At 52.5% G+C, this 24,011-nt stretch carries 24 protein-coding genes; 3 read left to right on the top strand and 21 right to left on the bottom strand.

Annotated elements, in window-relative coordinates; translation table 11 throughout:
* Nucleotides 1–64 precede the first annotated feature (64 nt).
* Complete coding sequence (locus D7Z26_RS18190) at nt 65–199, top strand: DUF4023 family protein (protein WP_120978429.1); 135 nt, start codon at nt 65–67, stop codon at nt 197–199.
* 70 nt (nt 200–269) lie between these two features.
* On the opposite strand, the gene D7Z26_RS18185 is transcribed toward D7Z26_RS18190, so the two are convergent.
* The 12 genes from D7Z26_RS18185 to D7Z26_RS18125 form a co-directional block, all read right to left on the bottom strand.
* A complete protein-coding gene (locus tag D7Z26_RS18185) occupies nt 270–1,094 on the bottom strand; it encodes a DUF4362 domain-containing protein (RefSeq protein WP_120978428.1) in 825 nt (274 codons plus the stop codon).
* Between the two features lie 121 nt (nt 1,095–1,215).
* Nucleotides 1,216–1,566 carry a DUF3243 domain-containing protein gene (locus D7Z26_RS18180; protein WP_120978427.1) on the bottom strand — a complete coding sequence of 117 codons (351 nt, stop codon included), beginning with the start codon at nt 1,564–1,566 and terminating at the stop codon, nt 1,216–1,218.
* An 86-nt stretch (nt 1,567–1,652) separates the two neighbouring features.
* Entirely contained in the window at nt 1,653–2,171 is a 519-nt protein-coding gene (gene def, locus D7Z26_RS18175; RefSeq protein ID WP_120978426.1) for a peptide deformylase, read from the bottom strand.
* 133 nt (nt 2,172–2,304) lie between these two features.
* Nucleotides 2,305–4,590 carry a helicase C-terminal domain-containing protein gene (locus D7Z26_RS18170; protein ID WP_120978425.1) on the bottom strand — a complete coding sequence of 762 codons (2,286 nt, stop codon included), beginning with the start codon at nt 4,588–4,590 and terminating at the stop codon, nt 2,305–2,307.
* 111 nt (nt 4,591–4,701) lie between these two features.
* Nucleotides 4,702–6,009, bottom strand: coding sequence for a 6-phospho-beta-glucosidase (locus D7Z26_RS18165; protein WP_120978424.1), 1,308 nt, complete (start codon nt 6,007–6,009; stop codon nt 4,702–4,704).
* Nucleotides 6,010–6,069: 60 nt separating this feature from the next.
* A complete protein-coding gene (locus tag D7Z26_RS18160; protein ID WP_120978423.1) occupies nt 6,070–7,044 on the bottom strand; it encodes an N-acetylglucosamine kinase in 975 nt (324 codons plus the stop codon).
* A 27-nt stretch (nt 7,045–7,071) separates the two neighbouring features.
* The gene (locus D7Z26_RS18155; protein ID WP_120978422.1) at nt 7,072–8,064 is read right to left on the bottom strand and encodes a LacI family DNA-binding transcriptional regulator; all 993 of its coding nucleotides are present in this window, start codon (nt 8,062–8,064) and stop codon (nt 7,072–7,074) included.
* Nucleotides 8,065–8,138: 74 nt separating this feature from the next.
* Nucleotides 8,139–9,479: an ABC transporter substrate-binding protein gene (locus D7Z26_RS18150; RefSeq protein ID WP_120978421.1), complete on the bottom strand. Its 1,341-nt coding sequence runs from the start codon at nt 9,477–9,479 to the stop codon at nt 8,139–8,141.
* Nucleotides 9,480–9,525: 46 nt separating this feature from the next.
* Nucleotides 9,526–10,407, bottom strand: a complete 882-nt coding sequence (locus tag D7Z26_RS18145) for a carbohydrate ABC transporter permease (protein WP_120978420.1) — start codon at nt 10,405–10,407, stop codon at nt 9,526–9,528.
* Nucleotides 10,404–11,300, bottom strand: coding sequence for a carbohydrate ABC transporter permease (locus D7Z26_RS18140; protein ID WP_233567015.1), 897 nt, complete (start codon nt 11,298–11,300; stop codon nt 10,404–10,406). Before D7Z26_RS18140 ends, D7Z26_RS18145 begins: the two co-directional genes overlap by 4 nt.
* A gap of 1,500 nt (nt 11,301–12,800) precedes the next feature.
* The gene (locus D7Z26_RS18130) at nt 12,801–13,256 is read right to left on the bottom strand and encodes a hypothetical protein (RefSeq protein WP_120978417.1); all 456 of its coding nucleotides are present in this window, start codon (nt 13,254–13,256) and stop codon (nt 12,801–12,803) included.
* A 22-nt stretch (nt 13,257–13,278) separates the two neighbouring features.
* A complete protein-coding gene (locus D7Z26_RS18125; protein WP_120978416.1) occupies nt 13,279–13,935 on the bottom strand; it encodes a TVP38/TMEM64 family protein in 657 nt (218 codons plus the stop codon).
* Nucleotides 13,936–14,037: 102 nt separating this feature from the next.
* Here D7Z26_RS18125 and D7Z26_RS18120 point away from each other — a divergent pair, with 102 nt between their 5' ends.
* Nucleotides 14,038–15,411, top strand: coding sequence for a M48 family metallopeptidase (locus tag D7Z26_RS18120; RefSeq protein ID WP_120978415.1), 1,374 nt, complete (start codon nt 14,038–14,040; stop codon nt 15,409–15,411).
* Between the two features lie 107 nt (nt 15,412–15,518).
* On the opposite strand, the gene D7Z26_RS18115 is transcribed toward D7Z26_RS18120, so the two are convergent.
* Entirely contained in the window at nt 15,519–17,267 is a 1,749-nt protein-coding gene (locus D7Z26_RS18115) for an LTA synthase family protein (RefSeq protein ID WP_325050461.1), read from the bottom strand.
* Nucleotides 17,268–17,641: 374 nt separating this feature from the next.
* Here D7Z26_RS18115 and D7Z26_RS18110 point away from each other — a divergent pair, with 374 nt between their 5' ends.
* A complete protein-coding gene (locus D7Z26_RS18110; protein ID WP_120978413.1) occupies nt 17,642–18,091 on the top strand; it encodes a MarR family winged helix-turn-helix transcriptional regulator in 450 nt (149 codons plus the stop codon).
* A gap of 66 nt (nt 18,092–18,157) precedes the next feature.
* Here the strand turns inward: D7Z26_RS18110 and D7Z26_RS18105 are convergent, their stop codons facing one another.
* The 8 genes from D7Z26_RS18105 to D7Z26_RS18075 form a co-directional block, all read right to left on the bottom strand.
* Nucleotides 18,158–18,436: an alpha/beta-type small acid-soluble spore protein gene (locus D7Z26_RS18105; protein ID WP_120978469.1), complete on the bottom strand. Its 279-nt coding sequence runs from the start codon at nt 18,434–18,436 to the stop codon at nt 18,158–18,160.
* 96 nt (nt 18,437–18,532) lie between these two features.
* Nucleotides 18,533–20,452: a ribosomal protection-like ABC-F family protein gene (abc-f, locus tag D7Z26_RS18100; protein WP_120978412.1), complete on the bottom strand. Its 1,920-nt coding sequence runs from the start codon at nt 20,450–20,452 to the stop codon at nt 18,533–18,535.
* A gap of 107 nt (nt 20,453–20,559) precedes the next feature.
* On the bottom strand, nt 20,560–20,709 hold the full coding sequence (locus D7Z26_RS27535; RefSeq protein WP_199731732.1) for a hypothetical protein: 150 nt from the start codon (nt 20,707–20,709) through the stop codon (nt 20,560–20,562).
* A gap of 96 nt (nt 20,710–20,805) precedes the next feature.
* Nucleotides 20,806–21,204 (bottom strand): ArsR/SmtB family transcription factor, encoded by a 399-nt coding sequence (locus D7Z26_RS18095; protein WP_120978411.1) that lies wholly within the window; start codon nt 21,202–21,204, stop codon nt 20,806–20,808.
* A complete protein-coding gene (locus tag D7Z26_RS18090; protein WP_120978410.1) occupies nt 21,191–21,619 on the bottom strand; it encodes an SRPBCC family protein in 429 nt (142 codons plus the stop codon). The genes D7Z26_RS18095 and D7Z26_RS18090 overlap by 14 nt, the downstream gene beginning before the upstream one ends.
* 195 nt (nt 21,620–21,814) lie before the next feature.
* Entirely contained in the window at nt 21,815–22,429 is a 615-nt protein-coding gene (locus D7Z26_RS18085; protein WP_120978409.1) for a flavin reductase family protein, read from the bottom strand.
* Nucleotides 22,426–23,046, bottom strand: a complete 621-nt coding sequence (locus D7Z26_RS18080) for an alpha/beta hydrolase (RefSeq protein ID WP_120978408.1) — start codon at nt 23,044–23,046, stop codon at nt 22,426–22,428. Before D7Z26_RS18080 ends, D7Z26_RS18085 begins: the two co-directional genes overlap by 4 nt.
* Nucleotides 23,043–23,993 carry a ring-cleaving dioxygenase gene (locus D7Z26_RS18075; RefSeq protein ID WP_120978407.1) on the bottom strand — a complete coding sequence of 317 codons (951 nt, stop codon included), beginning with the start codon at nt 23,991–23,993 and terminating at the stop codon, nt 23,043–23,045. The genes D7Z26_RS18080 and D7Z26_RS18075 overlap by 4 nt, the downstream gene beginning before the upstream one ends.
* Nucleotides 23,994–24,011: the final 18 nt, after the last annotated feature.

The raw sequence follows: 24,011 nt of genomic DNA, 5'->3' as shown, positions 1-24,011 counted from the left end.
CTTCATTGGGGAATAGTATGAGGGTGATATTCACGGCACCTTATCTAGGAGGCTTTCCCTATCCATGGACGATACGCATCAGTTCGTAGAGAAACTGCAAGACACCCAGCAGAAGGATAAACGAAACAAAGCCCGACTGGCCGGAAGCGAGAAGCATGGGCAGAAGCTACCGGGCAAGCAGCACAGCACGAACAAATGATTTACGATAACGCTAAGGCTCGACCCTCGCTAACCGGCGAGAGGCCGAGCCTTTTTGGCGTTCGCGCTAGCTATTCGACGGTAAAATTAAATGCGGGATTATCCCGGTCGCAGCCGGTCAGGATATACCGCGTGCCTTGCTCGGTCTTGCCGAAATCGATACCGTCGCAGAAGACAAGCGCTTTGTCGGGAGTGCCATATGCGTCCTTACTGTTATCGTAGGTGAATTCGATTCGTTGTCCATCATAGAGCAAGTCCCGGAAAATGGGATCTCCTTCGATGGTATAGTCGGTAAAATGAGCTTCATCCCGGGTTCCTTCGTTCACGTTTTCCACGAATTTTTTCCATCTGTCCAGATTCGTAATCTTACCAAATAAGTTTACGACATCTCCATTCGCTTTTGCCCTCTCGGGCTCGTAACGAAGCCCATGTATAAGCGCTCGAAGCCTATCCGTAATCGATTCGTTCATCGTATAACCCGTGCCCGTGTCCGATACGTACATATACATGCCTTTCAGGCCCGTCTTCCCGCCTAACCAGAGATGGAAGGTATAACTCCCGCCGTCCTTATCCTCGAGAACCAGGTCGTATTCCGACTTGGCGACGTCTAACATACCGTTAATCTTCACCGCCGTCCGCATTCCTTCGGTGATCACAGCCAAGTCTTCCGGCTTCTCGAACGTACCCAATACCGCCGGGCTTGCGCTGCCAAACCATTGCGTACGGCTAACGGTAGCCTTCTTCGGAACGAATCGTTTCCAGTCTGCGGGAACATCCCGTTCGACGAGAACAGTCGCGGCAGTCTTAGTCCCGCTTGCGATTTCCGCGCCCGTTCGCGGTTGCGCGCAACCCGCGATCGCCAGGACGAGCGCCAGCATCCCTAATTTTCTAATCATAAGATCACCCCCGCCTACTCAGACGACCCTAGCTGGAAAATAGTTTCAAATCGTTCTTGCTTTATCTTTTCCGATCGTACTCAAAAATCCCCTCGCCTGCGCGAGGGGATCGGGTGTTAGGTTAGTGCGCGCGTTGAGGCTGCGCAAGACGCACCAGCATGTGCGCGAGCATGTGCCGTTGTTCTTGGTTGCCTACTTTCCATAGCTCCTGAAGAAGCAGTTCTTCGTTATTGCGAGGCTCCTCGTGGCTAGCTAAGTAGTCCGCGACCTTCTGGGCGATCTTGGCCATCTGTTCCTCGTCAAGCCCGATGCTCTCAGCCATGGCAATCCTCTTGCTTAAATAACTTTTGAATTCGTCGAAGTCTCTCAGAATCCGTTCCTTTTCTCCCGAGCTGATTCTCGAAATCGCGCTTTCCACTTTGCCGGGATCAATATCGCCGTCTTTACTCACGACATGATTGTGTTCGGTCATCCGTATGCCTCCTGGCGTCGATTGATATGCCTTAACATTGTGTCCGAATGGCAATCAATTGAACCGGAAGTAACGAACAAACAAGCTTACAGTCCCTGATTCGTGAGCCGAACGACTTCAAGAAGGCTAGTCTTGCGCTGCGTCTGATCCTCGTACAACCAAGGCTCGCGAATGTGATCGACGAACAAGACGCCGTTGAGATGGTCGATCTCGTGCTGCATGCACCGCGCGAGAAAACCTTCCCCTTCCAGCTCTATCGTCTCTCCCTGACGGTTCATCGTCTTGATTTTCACGTAATTGGCCCTTTTCACGAAGCCATGATAGCCGGGATAGGACAGGCAGGCTTCCGCTCCGTCCTGCTCTCCGCTCGTTTCCAAGATTTCCGGATTGATCAGCTCGATCAAGCCCTCTCCGCAATCCATTACGACGATCCGCCTTAGGATTCCGACTTGAGGCGCGGCTAACCCCGCGCGACCCTCCGTGGCGTACAGCGTCTCCGCCATATCGTCCAGCAGCTTAGCGAGTTTCGGCGTAAGCGTCTCGACGGGCTTCGCTTTCTTCCGCAGAATCGATTCTCCGAAAGGTACGATATTCAACACGGACATAGATTTTCATGCCCCTTCCAATGCGGGATTCATTATTTCCGCGCCTACTATATCATATTGCGAAGCCCCGCTCAACGCTTATCGTACGATAAAAGCCCGTTCGCACGCGTTCTTCCATTCGCACGGAAACCGATTAACTCCGCCATTCTTCCGGTAGCAACCGGGAATAAGGAGGCCTTAAATAACGGTCATCGACGAGCAAGAGCTTCCCCCGATCACGTTCCGAACGGATCAGCCTTCCGCCGGATTGCAGTACCTTATTCATTCCGGGGAAAACGTATGCGTAGTCGAAACCGTTCCTTCCGTCGACATCGAAATGATTCTTGATCAGATTGCGTTCCAAACCGAGCTGAGGCATGCCTACTCCGACGATCGCCACCCCTCCGAGCCTGTCGCCGACCAGGTCGATTCCTTCCGAGAAAATGCCTCCCATCACCGCGAATCCGATCAACGTTCCCTCGTTGCCCGCTTCGAAAGCCGCGAGAAAGCTTTCCCTTTCCTCTTCTCGCATATCAGGGGTTTGGATTATCGTCGCGGTTCCCGAAGGACTTATCTCGGCCATGAACCGCTCATAAACCCCGTTCATATAGGCATACGAAGGGAAGAAGATCAAATAATTGCCCGGCCTCCCCTCCACGAAACCGCGGAGAAGTTTAACCAATGGTTCTTGCGTCGCGTCTCTGTCCGCGTACCGGGTAGATATCGGCGCGATCGTCACCTCCCATTGCTCCTTCCGAAACGGCGAACCCAACGTTACCGAATAATCCTCCTCCTCCGCCCCCAACATGTCCATGTAATAGGATAGCGGGGATAACGTCGCCGAGAAGAAAACATGGGAGCGATAACCTTTGCCCATCGTTTTAAGCAAATGGGAGGGATCGAGACAGAACATTCGCAAACGGACATCGTTGCGATCGGTTTCCGCGTAGGTGACGTATCTCTCATCGTAAAGCTTGCCGATCCTCAGGAACGAAAGCGCGGCAAAGTAAGCTTCCAGAAGGTTGGTACTTTCTCCTCCCGCGCCCCCGCCAGCCAGAACCTTCTCCGCTTGCGCGGCAAAATGCTCGACTAGCTCCATCAGCTCGCTTGGCGCATCACGGGTTACGATCGGTTGACCGTCGGACTGTTTCTTGAGCTCGATGAACCGTTTGTTAATCGCTCTGGCCGACGCGTGAACATCCGTGCGAACCCCCTTGAATTCCCGCTCCAATTCCAGAAACGTCCGCTTGTCGAGCTCCGCGGAATACATCTCCCTTGCCCGGTCGATCAGATTGTGGGCCTCGTCCACGAGCAACGCGCATCCTTGCTTATGCTCGCCGGACAAGCGTTTGAGGGATACCCGCGGGTCGAATACGTAATTATAATCGCAGATGACCGCATCCGCCCCGTAAGCCGCGTCCAGGGCGAATTCGAACGGACACACCGTATGTTTGCGAGCGTAAGCTTCGACGACCGCGCGGGTAATCAGCGTTTCATTGGAAAGCAGATCGAGGACCGCGCCGTTGATCCGGTCATAGTAACCGTCCGCGTACGGGCAGGTTTCCTTGCGGCAGTCGACTTTCTCTTGAAAGCAAATTTTCTCCTTCGCCGTAATCGTTACCGAGCTTAACCGAAGTCCTCGATCCCTCATCAAGGATAGCGCATCCTCTGCGGCCGTTCGCGTAATCGTCCGGGCCGTCAAGTAGAAGAGATGCTCAAGCTTGCCTAAGCCTAGGGCTTTAATCGCCGGGAAGAGCGTGGAGATCGTCTTACCGATGCCCGTCGGAGCTTTGGCGAATAGCTTGCGTTGTTCGTCGATCGCCTTATAGACGGCTCCCACTAGCTTTTTCTGGCCTTCGCGGTAAGCCGGGAACGGGAACGCCAAGCTTCCGATGCTTTCATCCCTGGCTAGCTTGTTCTTTAGCCGCATACGGGCATACGGCGCGTATTTCTCCACCGTCTCCGCGACGAACGACGCCAGCTCCTCAGCGTTCACTTCACGTTCGAAACGCACCTGTTCCTCCGAGTCGATCCTAACGTAAGTCAATCTCACGCGGAGCCGTTCGATTCCACTCTCGAGTGCATACATATATGCATACATATAAGCTTGCGCCCAATGAACCCGAGGGGCATCCGACTCCGTCATCGATCCGATCTCGCGCGAGCTCGACTTGATCTCATCGATCGTGATTTCCCCGTTTTCGCCGACCAAGAGTCCATCGCATCGCCCTTCCACGACGAAGAGGAGATCCCCCGCAGGGATCTCCGACCGCAAATAGACTTCCTTCCGATCCAGCTCGCCGTATTGCTTCTGAATGCTTTGATGAGCTTTCGTGCCGTCCGTAAGGGCGCTTGCCGAACGGAATCCGTTGTCGATGCTTCCTTCCAAGAACGCGTACTCGACTAGCGCCCTGACGGAAAGGGATACCGCGTAAGGCATGACATGATCGCTCCCACCCATAGAACATTTGTTCCTCTATTGTAACCTTATGATCATCGCAACGGCAAATTAAAGGGAGCCCCTCTCAGGACTCCCGCTTTGCTTACTTATTCACTTAAAAAAAGCCGGCAAATACGGTTTGTTTTTCTCCAGCATTTCATCCAGCAGCTTCTTCGCTACGCCCACCGAGGGGACGAGCGGATGAGCCGCCATCGCCTGCAGGGCAATTCCTCTGTCGCCGGTGATGGCCGCTTCGATCGTAAGCCGCTCATACGTCTTCACGGCGGCGATCAGGCCTTTGGCTTGCTCCGGCACTTTCGTGACCGGAAGCGGAAGCGGTCCTTTGGACGTTACGACGCAGTTCACCTCGATCGCCGCGTCTTCGGGCAGGAAGTCCAGCACTCTTCCGTTCGATACGTTTAAGGTCTGAATATCGCGCTTGTCGTTATACAAGGAATCCATCAGATTAACCGCCGCTTCGGAGTAATAAGCTCCGCCCCGTTGTTCCAGTTGCTTCGGCTTCTCCTGCAGATCGGGATTCTTGTACAGCTCGAACAGCTCGTCTTCCACCCGTTTCACGACTTCCGCGCGCGTGCCGTTCGCCTTCAGGGAGGCAAGCTGCTCTTCGAACATCGCATCCTGCATGTAAAAGTATTTCAAATAATAAGAAGGCAGCCCGCCGAGCGTGCGCAGGAATTCGGGATCCCATTCCGTCGCCGGCACGTTTTTCCCGGAATACTCCTCGCGCTTATCCAGAAGCTCGTTCAACTTGTCTTCGCCCTCGACTTCGATACGGGTTACCCAGTGAAGATGGTTCAGCCCGACGAATTCGGTGTAGAGACGGTTCGCCTCCGTGTCGTATTTCTTGGTAAGCCACTTGTGCAAACCGATCGGAGCATTGCAAAGACCGATGCTTTTCACTTTCGAGTACCGCGTGATCGCTTCCGTCACCATGCCGGCCGGATTCGTGAAGTTAAGCAACCAAGCGTCCGGAGCTAATTCCTCGATGTCCCTGCAGATGTCCAGAAGCACCGGAATCGTGCGGAGCGCCTTCATCATGCCGCCCGGGCCCGTCGTCTCCTGGCCGATAACGCCGTGCAGGTTCGGGATATGTTCATCCCACTTGCGAGCTTCCAATAACCCGACGCGCATCTGCGTCGAGACGAAGTCCGCGCCTTCGATCGCTTGCCGACGATCCAGGGTCAAATGGACTTCGATCGGCAGACCCGACTTGGCAACCATCCGCTTGGCAAGCTCTCCGACGATATCCAGCTTGTGCCTGCCGGCCTCGATATCGACCAACCATAGCTCTCTGAGCGGCAGTTGCTCGTATTTCTTGATGAAGCCCTCCACGATCTCCGGCGTATAGGAGGAACCCCCGCCGATTACGGCGATTTTCAAGCCTTTTTCTAGCGTCATTTCAGTCCATCTCCTTGGCGATTCTTCTATATAAACGAATGCGCATATAATTGCTTAACATTATACGAGGCTATAATCCGATATGGAGCTCAATTTCCGATAGATCGTCTCCGGCAAGTCGATTCCGCTTGCTTCTACCGCCAACCACACGGCTCCGATTACCGGCTCGACCGTCAGCTTCGCGACTTTCGCTCCCGGGGCCACTTGTTTCACCGCATGCTCGATCGGCCCTCGGACGTAGTCCCCTTCTCCGCGGGTAATGATGCTGCCTGCCAACACAACGTCGAAGGAAGCGTCCTGCATCCCTAGCCTGCGAATGACCGCTTGGGCGGTGATGCCCAATTCAAGCCCCTGCTCGTGCAGGATTTGCCTCGCGACATCGTCGCCTTGGCTTGCCGCTTGGAACAGTAGCTTGGATAGGCCTATCGGAGGAACTTTATTGTTGTCCAAGTAATCGTCGAACATCGCTTGAACGCTTCCGTAGCCTAAGTCCGTCAAGACGAGGTCCGTCAGCAAGGTCGGACGTCCGCGTCCGTCCCAAGACCGGATTACGCTCCGGAAAGCTTCGACGCTTAAGGAACCCCCGCCTCCAACGTCTCCGTATTGATAGGAGAAACCTCCGCATTGAAAGAACTCGCCTCGTTCGTTCACGCCCGCGCTATTCGTCCCCGTACCGCAGATGAGGACGACTCCGTATGGACGATCCGTTCCCGCTCTAAGGGCGATCATCGTATCGCAATTGATAGCGTGCCTAGGGAATCCAAGCTCCGCGATCATCGGCCGCAGGATCTTGTAATCGATCTCCCGATCCGCGCCCGCCAATCCGAAGTAGGCGAATTCGATGTCCAGTTGCTTTAATTCCGCATTCGCCAGCGCCATCTCGACGGACTCGCGGATGTTTCTCTTCGCCGCATCGTAACTCGTCTGATGATTGCCGTTGCCGCTATGTCCCTTGCCGACGACCGTCCCTTGCTCGTCGACGATTAACGTATACGTCTTGCTGCCACCGCCATCGACGCCCAAATAATATTTCAAAGCGCTCACTCCTGCTATTCTGCTATCTTAAGCTTTGCGTGCCGTAGATTCCCTAACGACGAGCTCGGGCTCCATCTGAATCGTAACGCTGCGTTTGGCCGGATCGTTGATGAGCCCGAGCATAAGCTCGACGGCCGCGTTCGCGATCTTGTCCGCCGGCTGGCGAACCGTCGTCAGCGTCGGACGAAATTGCGAAGCCAAGATTTGATCGTCGAACCCTACGATAGACACGTCGTCCGGGATCCGGACTCCCTCGTTCTTGCAAGCGTCCATAACGCCCAGCGCGATATAATCGTCGGAAGCGAAGATCGCCGACGGCAAGCTCCCGGAATCGATCCATTGCTTGGCGATCCGGTAACCGGAAGTAATCTCGAACGTCCCCCGTTCGATCGCATACGGCTTCAACCCGGCTTCCTCCAACGCGAACAAGTAACCTCGTTCGCGCTCTCGGCTGCTCAGGAACGGATCGGGACCGCCGATATGGGCGATCTCCTTATGCCCCATGTCGATTAAATGCTTCGTCGCCTCGTATCCGCCTTTGAAGTTGTCCACGATAATGGACGTAACCGAAGGGTTTCTTTGCGAATTATCGATCATAAGAAACGGGATTTTTTTCTTCTTCAGCTCCATCACGTACTCGTCTTCGTCCAGAGGAGATAATAGAATGACTCCGTCGACGCGGTCTTCCTGGAACAAAGAGCGATGGAACGCGTCTTCGTAATGGGTAGAGATCGACAGAGCCAGGAAATAACCATGCTCGGCCAGTTTATCGTTGACTCCCTTGACTACGGCGTCCAGGAACGAGTCATGCAAGGTCGTCAAATTCAACCCGATAATCCCCGTTTTGCCTCTAGCCAGACTACGCGCGGAAGCATTCGGATGATAGTCGAGCTCCTTCATCGCCTGCAATACTTTTTCCCTGTTATTTTGTCGGACCGAGGACGAATTATTGAGCACTCTCGATACCGTAACGACGGACAACCCCGATTTCTTGGCAACGTCGAAGATACTGACCTTCATTTATTAACGCTCCTGTGAGAAAAATAATTTGTAAATAACGTACCACAATCGGAGCAAAACTTCATTGCCGGACCTTACTTATTCACGCGCCCCAGCAATTTGGTCAACTTCTCTTGAATGACCGGCAATACGTCTTCGACTTTCTTATCTCCGTTCTCTACGGAAGCGAGTTCGTTGATGAACAATTCGTTAATCTGCGAGTAATTCGAGATCAAATGGTTGTAAGATTCGAAGCCGTACTTGTAGGCGCCTTCGAACACCTGTTCAATCTGTTGCGGATCGATGCCTTCGAAGTTGTTATAATACTTCTCCGCGGCCTTCTGGTTGACCGGCGGATTGCCTCCGCTCAGCTCGATCGATTTTTCTTGAATCTCGGTTCCGATCAAGTATTTAATCCACTCTAGCGCTTCCTTCGGATGCTTGGAGTCTTTCAGAATGAACAGCGGATCGACGTACAATACGCTTCTTACTTTCTCGTTCGGGCCTTGCGGTACGGCGGCTACGCCGACTTTGAAGTTAAATTCGCTCGATGCGGCCAGGCTCCAGGAACCGACGACGGACATCGCGATTTTGCCGGAGAGGAACGGATCGCCGAATTGGCCGGATACCGATTTGGAGAACGCCGGGGTCGGAGATACTTTCTGATCCCAGATCAAGCCGTATATTTTCTTGTAGGCGTCGACCACTTCGGGTTTCGTCAGATTGATTTCCGACGGCTTGCCGCCGTTCGTCCACGTATCGTCGGAATAGACGTTACCGTTAAAATATTGCGGGCGTTGGTCGCGTTCGCCGAAGCCGAAGTCTACGCCGTATTGCGCTTCCGCCAGATTCTTGGAATCCACCGTCATCTTCTTGGCGTATTCCACCATTTTGTCGAACGTCCAGCTCTTGTCCTCGTAATCCGTCGGAGGATACGGAAGCCCGGCTTTGTCGAACAGGTCTTTGTTATACAGCATGACCGTTACGTAGCTGTTCAACGGAATTCCGTACGTCTTGTCCCCGACCTTGTAGATGTTCATGACGTCGTCCGGAATGTTGTAATCGGAATTGCTGAAGTCCCCGAGATACGGCGTCATATCCATCAGCATGCCTTTGTTATAGTATTCCATGAAGCCGCCGTAGCCCCAGTGCGAAGTGACGTCGGGCGAGTTGCCGGCTGCGATCGACGATTGCAGCTTGGAGTCGAATTGCTCGTATGGCGCTTTCGTCACCTTGATCTTGATATTCGGGTGGCTCTTCTCGAAATCCGGAATGAGCTTCTCGACGAACGTGCGATCCGGAGAGTCGATCGTATAGTGCGTGATCGTTACCGTTTCTCCCGCGCCGTTCTTGCTATCTTTACTGGAACAAGCCGTAGCCACCAATCCGAACGCTAACGTGACACTCAGCAGCAACCTTCCATACTTCTTATTCATGTTTCTTCCCCCTCAGATAAATGGTTGACATCGTATATAGGAGTGATTACTTGATGCCCGTAAGAACGATACCTTGGACGAAACGCCTCTGGGCCAGCGCGAACAACGCGACGACAGGCAACACCGACAGCAAGGAAGCCGCCATCATGAGATTCCAAGGCGCGATCCGGAACTTCGAGCTGAGCATCGCCGCCATCCCGATTGGAAGCGTGAAGTTCTCTTGCGAATCCAAGTAAAGCACCGGGGCGAGCAGATCGTTCCAGCTCCAGATGAAAGAGAAGATCGCCACCGTCGCGATAACCGGCCCGGATAACGGAAGGGTCAAATTCCAGTACAGCCGGAATTCCCGGCAACCGTCGATCCTTCCCGCATCGTACAGCTCGTTCGGAAGAGAAGAGAAAAACTGCTTCAGCAGGAACACCATATAAGCCGAAGCGAAGAAAGCGGGAAGAACGAGCGGAAGCAACGAGTCGTGAAGCCCGAGCTTCGTGAACAACAGGAATTGCGGAATCATAATCGCCGGATAGGGCAGCATCAAGGTGCTAAGCAAGAGCATGAACAGAAACGGAGCCAGCTTAGCCCGGTAACGCGCGAATCCGAATGCCACGAACGAGGACGAGAACACCGTGCCGATTACGGTCAAGACGGCGACGATGACGCTGTTCTTATATTGCTGGCCGAATTTGATCTCCGAATTGACGAACAGCTCCTTGAAGTTCCCCCAAGCAAAATGCTCCGGAATGAACGACGGCGGATAAGCGAGCATTTCCTTCGTCGTCTTGAGCGAAGTCGATAACATGAACCAGAGGGGCATGATCATGGCGATCGTTACCGCGATAAGAATAATGAACCCGACGATCCTCGGAATATCCAACTTGATTTTCTTCCTCTTGGGAGTTTGACGTTGGCCGATCATAAGCTCGCTCATCTCTCGCGCCCCCCTTCGTAGTAAACGTAGCGGTTAGACATTTTCATGATGACGAAGGTTATGGCCATAACGGCCAGCAGCAGAATCCAAGACATCGCGGAGGCATAGCCGTACCGGAAGTTCTTGAACGCATTAATGTAGATGTTGAACACGTAGAACCAGGTCGAATAGTTCGGTCCGCCCTGCGTAATCGTGTAGGCTTGGGTGAACACCTGGAATGAGTCGATCAGTCCGATGATTAGTTGGAAAAGAAACACGGGCGAGATGAGCGGGAGCGTGACGTTCCAGAACGTCCGGAGACGGCCCGCGCCGTCCAGCTTTGCGGCTTCGAGCAGCGACTGCGGAACCCCTTGCAATCCTGCGAGGAAAATCAGCATTCCTCCGCCCATGCCCCAGAACGACATGATGATCAGCGCCCACATCGCGTATTTCTCGTCGAGGAACCAGTTGATCGTGTCGATCCCGAACCAAGACAGGAAATAATTGAACAGCCCCGCTTGCGGATTGAACACCCAGAACCACAGTAACGCCATGGCTACGCCCGAGATCATGCTCGGAAAATACATCGCCGTGCGAAGAAAGCCGCGGAAAGGGATTTTCTGATTGATCAGGATTGCGAAAAATAAGCTCAGGATTAACGTGAGAGGTACGCTAATGAACGTGTACTTCAACGTGACCTTGATGGAATTCCAGAACAAATCGTCATGGAACAACTCATTGTAATTGCCGAATCCGATGAATTCCGGAGTATGGATGATGTCGTACTCCGTAAAGCTGTAATAAAGGGATGCGAGTACCGGAATGAGAGCAAATGCAATAAAACCAATAAGCCACGGCGAGATAAAAAAGTAAAACCATCTGCCTTCGCGCCGGCTTTCCCTCGTCGACTTCAATCCTGAATCCCCCTTCGATAGCCTGCTCATAACCTTGTCGACTCCATCTTTCGGCAACTGCTCGATAATTTTTCGGGAAGTACGTAAAGTTTAACCGCTTTAACTTTTAAGTTAAAAAAAATAATAATCTAGCCGTTGCACTCCAAAAAGTTAAAGCGATTAAACTTTTGAGATCATTATAATATGAATTGTAAGCGTTGACAAGATGAATCTTGAGAGGGATTATTGGTCGATCGCACAGGTTCGCCCGGCTCAATAGAAAGAATAGTTGTCGTACGGTTGGTGGGTCTCGGTGGTAGGGTAGCTATAGAAAGTTGGTTCAGTGCACGGTTGGTGGGTCTCGGGGGTTGGGTAGCTATAGATAGTTGGTTCAGTGCACGGTTGGTGAGGTTCGGCGTCATAGTAACTGCATTTTGTATATGTCGAATCCGGATTTTCTCCGAAAACGGCGTAACATCCTGCAAAAAATACAGTAGAAATACCTGAAATCGCCCGTTACACGCCAAACCAGCATTTTCAACTGCACAAAATACAAGTTGAAGACCCTTCACGCTCGAATCATCGTTTTCACCTGCACAAAATGCAGGTTGGATCCCCCACCCATCCACTCCCCTACTACAACAAGGGAATAAAAGGAAATTGGTGAATTTTGCAGAATGAGTTAGTGTGACCGATTATCGATAGCCTATTGAAGGTGATCCCATGAATTGTTACTTTCACGAGAATTCAAAGTCCATTAAAGTATGTTCATCCTGCAACAAGCAACTGTGCGAGCAATGCTACCATATGGAGTATCCGGAATATTGCTGGAGCTGTGGAGTGGATCACGACAATTCCCTGGGGGAAAGCAAAGGGATCCAAGTGCCTATAGCGTTAGCCGGCAAAAAAGCGCGCTACATCCAACTCAAGCTCGCGGCCGCAGGCGGAACCTATGTAGCTATCGCGTTACTAACTTTTCTTATCTCTGGCTTGTTCGCAGTCCAAGCCACCTTCCTATTTACGATACTCGCGGCCGTTTATTCCTCGTTTAGCGCGTATACGTACGGCATTGTAAGCTCTGTAGTCATTGACTACCTGGCTAGATTCCTTGGAAAGGCGCGCTTTCGAATATTCGAGGTTTGTCTCTACGTTGGCTTCGGGGCTGCCTTTCCGATATTCATTAGCTTGCTAGTCGGTCTCCGCTCTTGGAAAATCGCCGTTTTCCCTATTTTTCTAAGTACACTAATCGACCTTCAAGTTTGGAGCATAGCCGTTTGCGCAATCGGGGGTTTACTTTTCCATCTCATCCATGCCTACTTTAGGAAAAAGCAGATAGAAACTCTTTATCCCCTCGCCATCATTACGTTCATCCCGTTTGGAATCTTGTTGTTGATCTCGTTGTTGATGAGGAGATGAAAAAAAAGCGGTCGGTCACGGTTAAACGGTCGAATTGTCGGAAGGAGTTACGTTAACACGCTCCCTGCCTTCTCATCCGCCAAACCATGCCGACCGCCGAATTTTCTACAACCGATTAAAGCCCTCTTCCCTCAAATACTCCCGAGCTTCTTCATACGTCTCGAAAGCCATCTCCAGATTGAGCCCGGAGAACAAGTACCACATGTCGTCCTCGAATTTCAGTTGCAGCTCGTTGCGGTCCGAATCGAACCACTTCTCCTCTTGGCCCTCTTCCCAAGACGAATCGCCGGTCAGAGAATCGATCGCCTGCTGGACGAGCGAACGCAGTTCTTCCTCGCTATAATCGCGGATGTTGACGAAGCCCTTCTCGTCCGTATCTACCCCGTCGATCTCCCCGGCGAAAATAAACCCGTTCCCATTCGGATGAAAATGAAATCCGACGTTCTTTTTCTCGATGACGCTTCGCTCGTAGTGGAAATTCACGCGTCCCATGGACACGTCCCTGCGTTCCAATTGGGGGAACGACTCCATGACCGCAAGCTTTTCATTGAAACTCAACATAGATAGACCATCCTTATTTTCGTTATTTATTAGGCGTACCTTCCAACGATTGAGGCGGGTTGACTTCCCGGTCCCGATCCCGTTCCCCGACCGCGGTAAACTTCGATTCGATTTTTTTGCTGATCCATAGCGAGACGGCTACGAACAACACGACGTAGATCAATTCCGCCGGACGTTCGAGGAACCGGGCGAAATCGTGGCCGATAATTGAGACGGACATGACCATGATCGCTTTGCCGAACACGATGGCGATGAAGAACGATCTCAAGCGCATTCTGGCGACGGCCGCGGCGATATTGATGACGACGAACGGGCCGACCGGAAACAGGCTAAGCAAGAAAACGTAACTGAACGCATTGCGACGAACCCACAACAAGCTCTTCTGCACCTTTGGTTTCTGTGCCCAGCGCACGAAATAGGAATGACCCGCAATCCTGCGCACGATGAGAAACGTCGCCATACAACCACTGACGATACCCAGCCATGAATACAGAAAGCCTAGCCACAAGCCGTAAACCGCCGCGTTGACCCCCACGATCAGAATCGTCGGCAACGGCGGCACGAACGATTTCATGAAAGTAAGCGCAATGCCCGGAAACGGGCCGAATGTCCGATAATGCTCCAACGCCTTAGTCAAATTTTCCTCCGTCAGATTCGACAGAATGTCCGATAGGCTCATTGCTTCGCATGCACCTGTTTCTGATTTTTATCGATGTAGGCATTATACCACTCCTTCGTCAATGCTGCTCATGCACAGCCTAGGTAAATGGGATAATTTGCTATGCAAACCACAATAGGTTCTATAAAATATTTTTGTACGGCTTATAACTTTTATAAAAGATTGGATGGATGTATGATGCTGCCTAATGTCACCCCCGCAGAGAAACCAAATCTTACGACCTGTCCTGAATGCAATGCATCCATCCCCGTCATTCAAGGTTTTGTAACATGGTGCAGCTCTTGTAATTGGAATCTGAAACCCGATCAAACGGGTGAACCGAAAAATCTCTTCGAGAAAATCTATATAAGCGCCGGAAGAAAGACAGGGGATCGATTACTTCAATCAATGATTCGTAACGGCACTAAGATTCCTAAATTCTCTATTTCGAGAATTTTGGCTATTTGCGCCGCCTCGATCGTTCATCTCATAAGTCTGGGGCTGTTTGCATTCGGTTGCTTCTTGATTATCCGCCATCCTTCTAGCGTGGTCATGCTTATTTACGCTGCTTTCTTTTTAACGCTTGCTTGGGTGACTCGCCCCAGAATGAACAAGCTTCCTTCAAAACCGCTTTCGCGGGAACAATATCCCGTCACCTATCAAATTTTCGACGAAATCACCTCCGTACTCCATTCGGATAAAATCGACTACATTTTAATAAACAGTGATTATAATGCCTTCTATACGGAAGTCGGTTTGAAGCAACGCAAAGCCATTTCCCTAGGCTTACCGCTATTGTCGATTCTGGATAAACAAGAGACCGTGGCTCTCGTTTCCCATGAAATCGCCCATGGCATAAACGGCGATATTAACCGTCACTCCTTTCTAAGTACGGCGATACATACATTGGCGACATGGCATGCGCTCATTAAGCCCGAAAGATATTTCAATACCCGGGACCATTCCATCGTGATCGCCATCGGCATGTTCTTCGCTAATCTATTGTTAGGGACGCTCGCCCTGCTTATGTACGTTATATTGTTTGCTATTTGCCATTTGAACTGGCGCGACTCGCAACGGGCAGAATATATGGCAGATGCATGCGCAGCCGAAGTGGCAGGTTCTGAAGCTAAGTTATCCCTGCTCAAGAAGCTATATTCAGGCAACAAAACTTTTGAATTTTCCGTATTAAAGGTCATCAACAACAAGACTCTTGGCCCTTTGCTTCAAGAATTCCGCCGAAGATTCAAGTCGATTCCCGACAGAGAAATCGAACGACTCGACCGGCTCCGTACATTAACGGATTCTCGTTTGGATGCGACCCATCCCGTAACGGCACACCGAATAGCCTTTATCCGTTCACTTGACGCAGGCCAACCGTTGTATCAGCTCTCCGAAGAAAAATACGAACAATTTATAAACGAGCTGTCCTCGTTAAGCACGAAGATCGAGACCGAGATTATGGATAACTATAAAAGAAACGTACTCGGCATATGATCGAGAAGACCCTGCTTTTGCATTAGCGCTCCTGCAGTCCAACAAGCCCGATTATAACCACAAAAAACCCCTTTAGCCTCGGCTAAAGGGGTTAACTTACGTCTTCTTTACTTCTCTTCCTTATCGGGAAGCTGGTTAACGTAGCTGTCAGACAAGTGAAGAAGCTCAAGCGCGTTTTCGTACTGTTGCTTCGTTGCTTTGCCGTTCGGATCCTGAGGGTATTCCAACGGGAAATTGGTACCGTCGTCGTAGGATATACCCGGAACGAATACGTCGGAGTCCGTAATGAAGGAGCCTGTAGGCAAGAAGTGCCGCATCGGCAATACGTCATCGCCGGAGTTAAGCAAGTCTTGACCGAAGTGAAGCTGGTTCGCGACCGATACGCCCATCAGGTTCGCCACCGTCGGCAGAATATCGATCTGTCCGCCCGTCTTGTCGATCCGGGACGGATAAGTCACGCCGGGAGCGTGCAAGATAAGCGGAATATTGAACATATCCGGATAGGCGTATTCATGACCTAACAGCTCTTGCATCAAATCTTTTTCCTTTTTGTCCAAGGAATACACCGGCAAGCCTTGGTGGTCGCCGTAGAACAGCACGATGCTATCGTCCCACAGTCCGCTCGATTTCAGATCATCGATGAATTTGCCGAGCGCATAGTCCGAATAATTCTGAGATTTGATATAGCGTCCGACAAGCGTATTGTCGAATTCGTCAGGAAGATCGATCCGGATTTTGTCCTCCGGAATATTGTAAGGGTGATGCGAGCTCATCGTAATTAACTGCGCGTAGAACGGCTTATCGCTCTCGTCCATTTTTTTCAGCTCGTCGATCGATTTCGCGAACAACACTTCGTCCGAAGCGCCGAACGCCACGTGATCTTCACCGCCGAAGAAACTCTTATCATAGTATTTATCCCAACCGATCGCCGAATACAGCTCCGTACGGTTCCAGAATGAAACATCGTTCGTATGGAACGTCGCCGTATTGTAACCCGCGTTGCTGAGCAGCTTAGGTAAGCTCGGAAGAGCCTTCTTCACGTAGTTCTGCGTAGCAGGCTCGTGCTTCGGAACGTACATCGAAGTGTTGACCACGAATTCGGCATCCGACGTCGTCCCTTGACCTACCATCGTATAGAAGTTGCGGTAGTGGAAGTTATCGGCAGCCAGTTTGTTCAAGTTCGGAGTAACCTCGACCCCGCCCACATTTAGTCCGATCAGGAAATCCTGGAACGATTCCATCTGGATAATGATGACGTTCTTGCCCTTGTCCGCTCCGAAGTATTGTGGATTCGCGACCGGTTGAACGCCCTTCAAGCTATCGATAGTAGGCTGGTCGATATCTTCCATCTCCGTCCAAGCCTCGTCTTCCGTGCTATCCGCGAAGATCGTGTAAATCTCGTAGTTGATAATCCCCATTTCTTCCGCTTGTTTGTTCTCGTTCATGCTCGCCCGGTTCGGCCAGATGCTGAAGAAGCACAAGGCGATCGACACCCCGAACACGACCGACAACGCCGTTCTGCTGATCGGCTTCAAGTTCATTTGGATTTTTTTCGAGTTTTTCCTCATAAATACCGGAATCATAAGCAAGACGATAATATCGATGAAAACGAGCAAATAATACGGATCCATGAGCGAATAAGTGCTATTGCCGACTTCCGTGACTTTGTCCGCTTGGCTGATCGCGTGGTAGGTGACGATAATGCCGTAATATTTAAAATACATAAGGACCGTAAAATACAGCAAAGTGAACAACAGGTTCGCGATCGTATAATATAGCAGTTTCCTCTTCTTGGCGAACCATTCGATCATGCAGAACACGACCCAGAGGAACGGAATCTCCGTCAACATCGTCATCCATGAAGGCCCATCCTCGAACACGACGAACCAAGCCAAACAACATTTTAGCAAAAGTAGCAATGTAAACAGGATAAATCTTCGATTACCCATTTTAATCATAAAACCCATTACGTCACTTCCTTCCCCCGTAAAGCTTATGTCTGTAAATCGCACTCTACTATTTCTACTCTTTTTTAACCAAAGAGTTACAGCTTCATCGCTAAAGATTACGTAAAAAACGCCAAGAACCCGCCGCGGGTCTCTCGCCGCGGAAGGAGTTCCTTTTCAAACCGTCCTAATAGTTATATAATCATAACTGTTAGGCGTCAATAGCTATTTGCGAAATTGTTCGGCTACACTGGCAACAATTCTTTCGATCGTAGGTGATTCGCATGAAAACAGACTTGAGCGATTCGATATCGGAATCCTTCGTAACCCTAGTTCCGTTGCTGAACCAAAAGCTTCTTCGTAATCTCCCGTTGGATCAAATGGCTCTTAATCTATCTCCCACCAACTTCCATCTGCTTCGCGCACTTTACGAGAAACGGAAAGCTACGATAACGGAGTTGTGTAATCATATGCGCGTGTCGCGTCCTAATATGACGCCTCTCGTCGATAAATTGGTACGGCACGGTTTGGTGCGCAGACGACCTACAGCCGAAGATCGCAGATTCGTGGAAATCGAGATCACGGAAGAAGGCGACCGGCATTGCCGGGAAATGCGGCAAATGATCCTTAAGCACATTCACTCCAAGCTGGAATCGCTAGACGAGGAAGATCTAGCGGCATTGGAGCAATGCTTGAATACGATGAAAACGATCGCGTTAAAAATAGCGCCTTAACCTCTTCGCACGCGTCACGAAAAGCGGGGAGCTCCGAAGGATTCATTCGGAGCTCCCCGCTTTCGTTCATTCTCGCTTAGAAAGCTTCTCTTGCGCCATCCTGATCATCTCGCGGACTATCGCCCCGCCGATCTGCCCTCCGACTTGGCCGGCCTCTTCCGTAGTCAATTTACCGTTGCCGCCGCCGGGACGAAGCGGAATTCCCAGCTCTTCGGCGACTTCATACTTCACGTCGTCCGGACGCTCCGGATCGACGTCGTAGCCTTCCTTCCGCATGACCTCCGCCTTAAAGGCCGTCACTCCCCGTTCCGCGCCGGGAACGATCAACTTCCTTCTTCTAGCCACTTGCAATCACCCGCTTCCGATCGTTATGAGGACTCGCCTCTATCGTCCCCGGAATTACGCGGATTATGCGATGCCAGCCGGCCTGCGAACCGACGATTATTCCGCGGATTGGTCTAGCCATCTTTCATATAGAAGTTCAAGCGCTCGCCCGGCTTCTTCCCTATCCGCCCATAGCCGTTCGAGCTCCGCCGGATTCGGTAGCTTCCCCGCTTCATCGAGCTCGGTATCCAATTCCCTTACCCGGAACTCCAAGCTTGCGATTTCGCGTTCCAGCTTCGCGGGGTCCGCGACCGCTTCCTCGCGTTTCTTACCTGCCTGTTTGACCGTAACTGCAGGTCCCTTCACGGAGGCGGGATTCCCCTTAGTCAAGGAGCCCGTCGCTACCCGCTCGCGGGACTTGACTTTATAGTCGTCGAAATCGCCCAAGTAGACGCTAAGGGCTCCCCGATCCAGCTCCCATATTTTCCGGGAGACGCGATTGATGAAGTAACGGTCATGGGTAACGGCCAAGATCGTGCCCGGAAATTGCTCCAGCGCTTCCTCCAAAGCTTCCCGCGACGCGATATCCATGTGGTTCGTCGGTTCGTCGAGGACGAGCAGGTTCGGTCGCTTCAGCACGAGCACCGCTAATCTTAACCGCGTCCATTCTCCGCCCGACAGCAATCCGACCGGCTTGAACACATCCGCCCCGTAGAACAGGTAGGCAGCCAACCGGGATCTCGCCTCGCCTTCTTCCATTCCCGCCGCTTCCCGGAAATAGCCGAGCACGCTCTGTTTCGGATCATCGGGAGGCTGCTGCTGTGGAAGATAGCCGACATCGACGCGGGAACCGATCGAGAGCTTCCCTTCCTCCGCTTGCTCCTCGCCGAGAAGGATCTTGAGCAGCGTCGACTTCCCGGCGCCATTGCGTCCCACGATCGCGATTCTCTCTCCGTATTCCACCGCGCCAGACGCTCTCTTCAAGATATCGTTGTCCCCGTAACGCTTGCTCAGATCCGCGAATTCGAGCACCCGCTTGCCCGATCGGTCGCCGAGCTTCAAGCTGAATTCGGCTTCCTTACGATCGATCGCCGGCCGTTTCAGCTTCTCGATCCGATCCAACGCCTTCTGCATGGAAGCCGCCCTGCGGAAAAACTTGCCGTTATCGCCGATTCTCCCCCACTCCATCAGCCGCTTAATCGTTTCCCGCATTTTCTTCAGCTTCTTTTGTTGCTCCTGATAGTCCGCGAACTCCTGAAGCAGCCGCTCTTCCTTCTCCTTCAAGTAATCCGTGTAATTCGTCAGGTAGATCGACGATTCGCCGTCCTCGAGCTCCACGATCTTCGTGACGACCCGATCCAGGAAGTAACGATCGTGCGAGACGATTAGGCAAGCTCCTTCGTATTTAACCAGATATTCCTCCAACCACTCCACCCCGCCCAGGTCGAGATGGTTCGTCGGCTCGTCTAGCAGCAGAAGATCAGGCTGGCGGATGAGCTGCGAAGCTAAGCCCGCTTTCGTCTTCTCCCCGCCGGACAATGAAGAATAAAGGCGCGCGTACCACTCTCGGTCGATCCCCAGCCCATTCGCCACCTGATCGATGCGCGCGTCCAGCTCGTAACCGCCCTCGCGCTCGAACCGTTCCTGCAACGCCGAATAGTCCGCCAGTAGCTTCTCCAGCAGTCCCGCTTCGCCTCCCGCTTCAGGCTCGGACATGCGTCGCTCCAATTCGCCCATTGCCGAACGGCAATCGAGCAGCTCCCGATACCCAAGCGCCAGCACGTCGTAGACCGTGCGCTCGGTCGCATCGTCCGGGATCTGCTCTAGGTAGCCGATCCGGGCGTCTTTGCGTATTGTCAGCAATCCTTCATCCGGCGAATCTTGCTTGGACAGCAGACGCAACAAGGTCGACTTGCCGCTTCCGTTGCGGCCGACGAGACCCATTTTTTCTCCGTGATTCAGATCGAAAGTAACGTCCTCCAGCACCAGTTGGGCCGCGTTGTATTTTTTCACTTTTTGGCAATTAATTGTTAGCATAATCGGGTTCCTCCTAATAGGGAGACCCCACCGTTACAGCCGCCGAAATATAGAGAAAGGGCGCAGGGAAAATTCCCTACGCCCTCTCGGAATCTAATCCGCTCTGGTTAAGGTAGGAGCCTCTTCGCGTGTCGTGAAATCGTATGGTTATTGCCGTAAATGGACAGACCTCTCCCGTCTACGAACAAACCATGAACGATGCCAGCCATCGCGATGGGCAGCCGGCTAACTTGGTTATTCACGCACTCTCGGTTCATCCTACCTTCACCTCCTTGAATTCAATGTTATTACGATAGCACAATCCGGCTTCCGATGGCAACATGCTCGCTACCCTAAGGAACAGCCCGTTTACGTCAAGATTCCGAATCGAGCAACTTCAAGGACGCCGGCGCGGCCTCGGCCTGCTCCGAACCGTCGGACTCCACCAGCCGTTTGAGCACATCCAGCTTGTTCTCCCAATAACGCTCGTAGAAGGCCAGCCAGCTCTTCAGTTCGCGCAGCGGATCGGCGTTCAGCTTGTATCGCGTTTCCCTGCCGACCTTCCGCTCCCGAACCAAGCCCGCGTCCGCCAAGATGCGCAGATGCTTAGATACGGCTGTACGGGTCATCGGAAAATGGCCGCTAATAACGTTAACCGGGAGCTCTTCGTCCACGAGCAATTGCAGCAGCCCGCGGCGGGTCGGGTCGGCAATCGCTTGGAAAACGTCATGCTTCGCAGGGGCGGCTGCCGATACCTGCTTAGGCTTCGACATACGCTCGCAGCTTCTGGCCCATTCCGATCCAGCCGCCGTTCATGTTCTCGCGTACGACGTCGTGCGGTTGGCCGAATTCGGTCAACCCTTCTGCGCTCCAGCCGCCGTGGATTAACGTGAATTCCGTATTGTCTCCTTGCTCCGCAAGCTCGAAGGTCAGCGTCCAGTCCTTGCCCCAATTAAAGGATAGGCGATTCGGAGGATCGATGACCGTCACCTTGCAGGGCGACTTGCCGAACGGACCGGCCTCCAGATGGAATTCATGACCCTCGACGGGTTGAAAATCGTTAGGCATGAACCAAGTACCAATGCCTTCGGAAGTAGCCACCGCGTTCCACACTTTCTGGATCGGCGCATTGAATACGAGTGTCTGGCGAATATCGGGCAATGTCTGGGTTTGTTTGTTATCGGACATTTTGGTTATTCCTCCTTCGGTTATGAAACCATTTGGTTTCCTTTTGCTATTATATGAAACCAAATGGTTTCATGTCAATCGTTAAATTGTAATATGCACGAATAATCCCGACAATATCCCTCCTTTAATTGAAATAAAAAACCACCCCGAAGAGTGGTAGGCTTGCAAGTATGGGTTTAGAATCGCTTCCGCTTATCACAAGGGACGCTCTATGGAGAAAAGCTCGCCAAGCTTGGCATAGGAGCTGCCAGCTAGTCTGCTGACCGGCTTCAAGGCCAGAGGATCGATCCGGCCGCCTTCATGAAGCGCTTCTGCGACGTGGAACATGACCACTCTGCCGATAAGCAGATCGCAAGCGGGAGCTTCCTGCGTTCCGCCAAGCGGAATGGCTTGCTCCAGTACGCATTCCATGCGGATCTTCGCTTCGGCTATGCCGGCTACGGGGATCTTGTCGCTGCCGATCGGAGTGAGCCCGGCTAGCTCGACCTCGCTCTCTCCGGAAGGCAGGTTCGCCGCCGTTACATTGATCCGGTCGACGTAATCCTCATCGGAGACATGCACGACGAAGGCGCCCGTGTCTATCGCATTCCTGGACGTGTCCTTCCGTTCGCCGCCGCTCTTTCGTTGCACCGAGACGGAGATCATTGGCGGATTCGCGGTCACGATGTTGAAGTAGCTGAACGGAGCTGCATTTAGCACGCCTTCGGACGACAATGTCGTCACGAAGGCGACCGGTCTCGGGATAATGCTACCCGTCAGCAACTTGTAGTTATCCCTTTCGCTCAGAACGTTCGGGTCGATCGGCTTCATGTTTGCGAACTCCCGAAGCGACCTTGGAACCAAGCCGCCGCCGCGTTCACTTCCGTACCCGTCAAGCGATGACCGAAGCGCTCCCAATGAATGGCGACATCCGCCCCGGCTCCCTTCAGCAAACCGGCCAATTCCTCCGTCTCCTGCGGCACGCAGATCGGATCGTTTTCTCCCGCGCCGATGAATATCGGAACACCGCTCAAGTCGGGAATCTCCACGCCTCTCAGAGGCACCATCGGATGATGAAGAATGGCGCCCTTCATGGAATTCTCGTAATGGAAAAGCAGACTGCCCGCGATGTTCGCGCCGTTGGAGTACCCGATCGCCACGAGATTGCGACGGTCGAAGCCGTATTGAACCGCGGCCTCATCGATGAAGTCGTTAAGCTCCCCCGTCCGGAAGATTAAGTCCTCGATGTCGAATACCCCTTCGGCCAATCTGCGAAAATACCTCGGCATCCCGTTTTCCAACACGTTGCCCCTTACGCTGAGCACCGCCGATTCAGGCGATATCGCATCGGCGAGCGAAAGCAAATCGTGCTCCGTGCCGCCAGTTCCGTGCAGCAGGAGAAGAACCGGCGCATCTGATCTTCGACCAGGCTTGTAGATATGCTTCATTGTTGATCAGCCTCCAATACTCTGACTTGAATAGGCGGCAATCCCGCTTCGATCTCCGCACGGTGCGCTTCGAACCATTCCGGCAGCATCAGCTTCTCGCCCATCGTTTCGGCGGGCTCGTCGCGGGCAAAGCCCGGAGGATCGGTCGCGATCTCGAACAATATTCCGCCTTCTTCCCGGAAATAGATCGCGTTGAAATATTGACGGTCGATGAACGGCGTAGGATGAAAACCATTCTCCTCCACCAAGCTTCTCCAACGTGCGTGATCCTCGTCATCCGAAGCGCGCCAGGCGATATGGTGAACCGTCCCCGCCCCGCCTACGCCCGGAGCCATCGGCTCGACGTTCACGTCGATCAAGTTGCCCAAATCGCCGGTCGCTTGGAAACGGGCGAAGTCGCCTTCCTGCGCGATTCGGCGCATGCCCATGACCTGCTCGAGCACTGCGGCCGTCCGAGCCGGAGCGGTGCTGAACAATACGGCGCCGCCGAAGCCTTTGATCGCTTTGTCCGCGGGAATTCCGCCGAAGGTCCAACCGCTCTGCGGCCCATCCTCGCGTTCCACGATCTCAAGACACAAGCCGTCCGGGTCAGACAATTGCACTAACTCTTCCCCGAAACGAGTCGTCAGTTCGTATTTCAAACCCAATTTATCGAAGCGAGCTTTCCAGAATTCGAGCGCGCCAACCGGCACGACGTACGTCGTGATGCCGACCTGCCCGCCCCCGATGCGACCTTGCCGCGAAGTCGGCCACGGGAAAAACGTAATAATCGTCCCCGGACGCCCTCCCTCGTTGCCGAAATACAAATGGTACACCTCCGGCGCGTCAAAGTTGATCGTTTTTTTCACCATCCGCAATCCCAGCGCTCCCGCGTAAAAATCTACCGTTGCTTGCGCATGTCTTACGAATGCCGTTACGTGGTGGATACCCGAAGTTTGTTGTGTCATTTGAATTTCTCTCCTTTA

The sequence above is a fragment of the Cohnella endophytica genome, assembly GCF_003628305.1.
GTDB classification, from domain to species: Bacteria; Bacillota; Bacilli; order Paenibacillales; family Paenibacillaceae; genus Cohnella; species Cohnella endophytica.
This window is presented reverse-complemented; position numbering and strand designations above follow the sequence as displayed.

What these genes read in the sequence shown, in the direction of transcription:
- D7Z26_RS18125 (WP_120978416.1), bottom strand. Translation starts at nt 13,935, where the DNA reads ATGAGCCTATCGGACATTCTGTCGAATCTGACGGAGGAAAATTTGACT.
- D7Z26_RS18190 (WP_120978429.1), top strand. Translation starts at nt 65, where the DNA reads ATGGACGATACGCATCAGTTCGTAGAGAAACTGCAAGACACCCAGCAG.
- D7Z26_RS18085 (WP_120978409.1), bottom strand. Translation starts at nt 22,429, where the DNA reads ATGAAGCCGATCGACCCGAACGTTCTGAGCGAAAGGGATAACTACAAG.
- D7Z26_RS27535 (WP_199731732.1), bottom strand. Translation starts at nt 20,709, where the DNA reads ATGAACCGAGAGTGCGTGAATAACCAAGTTAGCCGGCTGCCCATCGCG.
- D7Z26_RS18080 (WP_120978408.1), bottom strand. Translation starts at nt 23,046, where the DNA reads ATGAAGCATATCTACAAGCCTGGTCGAAGATCAGATGCGCCGGTTCTT.
- D7Z26_RS18115 (WP_325050461.1), bottom strand. Translation starts at nt 17,267, where the DNA reads ATGACGATGTTGACGGAGATTCCGTTCCTCTGGGTCGTGTTCTGCATG.
- def (WP_120978426.1), bottom strand. Translation starts at nt 2,171, where the DNA reads ATGTCCGTGTTGAATATCGTACCTTTCGGAGAATCGATTCTGCGGAAG.
- D7Z26_RS18090 (WP_120978410.1), bottom strand. Translation starts at nt 21,619, where the DNA reads ATGTCCGATAACAAACAAACCCAGACATTGCCCGATATTCGCCAGACA.
- D7Z26_RS18120 (WP_120978415.1), top strand. Translation starts at nt 14,038, where the DNA reads ATGCAAACCACAATAGGTTCTATAAAATATTTTTGTACGGCTTATAAC.
- D7Z26_RS18095 (WP_120978411.1), bottom strand. Translation starts at nt 21,204, where the DNA reads ATGTCGAAGCCTAAGCAGGTATCGGCAGCCGCCCCTGCGAAGCATGAC.
- D7Z26_RS18145 (WP_120978420.1), bottom strand. Translation starts at nt 10,407, where the DNA reads ATGAGCGAGCTTATGATCGGCCAACGTCAAACTCCCAAGAGGAAGAAA.
- D7Z26_RS18180 (WP_120978427.1), bottom strand. Translation starts at nt 1,566, where the DNA reads ATGACCGAACACAATCATGTCGTGAGTAAAGACGGCGATATTGATCCC.
- D7Z26_RS18185 (WP_120978428.1), bottom strand. Translation starts at nt 1,094, where the DNA reads ATGATTAGAAAATTAGGGATGCTGGCGCTCGTCCTGGCGATCGCGGGT.
- abc-f (WP_120978412.1), bottom strand. Translation starts at nt 20,452, where the DNA reads ATGCTAACAATTAATTGCCAAAAAGTGAAAAAATACAACGCGGCCCAA.
- D7Z26_RS18110 (WP_120978413.1), top strand. Translation starts at nt 17,642, where the DNA reads ATGAAAACAGACTTGAGCGATTCGATATCGGAATCCTTCGTAACCCTA.
- D7Z26_RS18150 (WP_120978421.1), bottom strand. Translation starts at nt 9,479, where the DNA reads ATGAATAAGAAGTATGGAAGGTTGCTGCTGAGTGTCACGTTAGCGTTC.
- D7Z26_RS18170 (WP_120978425.1), bottom strand. Translation starts at nt 4,590, where the DNA reads ATGCCTTACGCGGTATCCCTTTCCGTCAGGGCGCTAGTCGAGTACGCG.
- D7Z26_RS18075 (WP_120978407.1), bottom strand. Translation starts at nt 23,993, where the DNA reads ATGACACAACAAACTTCGGGTATCCACCACGTAACGGCATTCGTAAGA.
- D7Z26_RS18165 (WP_120978424.1), bottom strand. Translation starts at nt 6,009, where the DNA reads ATGACGCTAGAAAAAGGCTTGAAAATCGCCGTAATCGGCGGGGGTTCC.
- D7Z26_RS18155 (WP_120978422.1), bottom strand. Translation starts at nt 8,064, where the DNA reads ATGAAGGTCAGTATCTTCGACGTTGCCAAGAAATCGGGGTTGTCCGTC.
- D7Z26_RS18130 (WP_120978417.1), bottom strand. Translation starts at nt 13,256, where the DNA reads ATGTTGAGTTTCAATGAAAAGCTTGCGGTCATGGAGTCGTTCCCCCAA.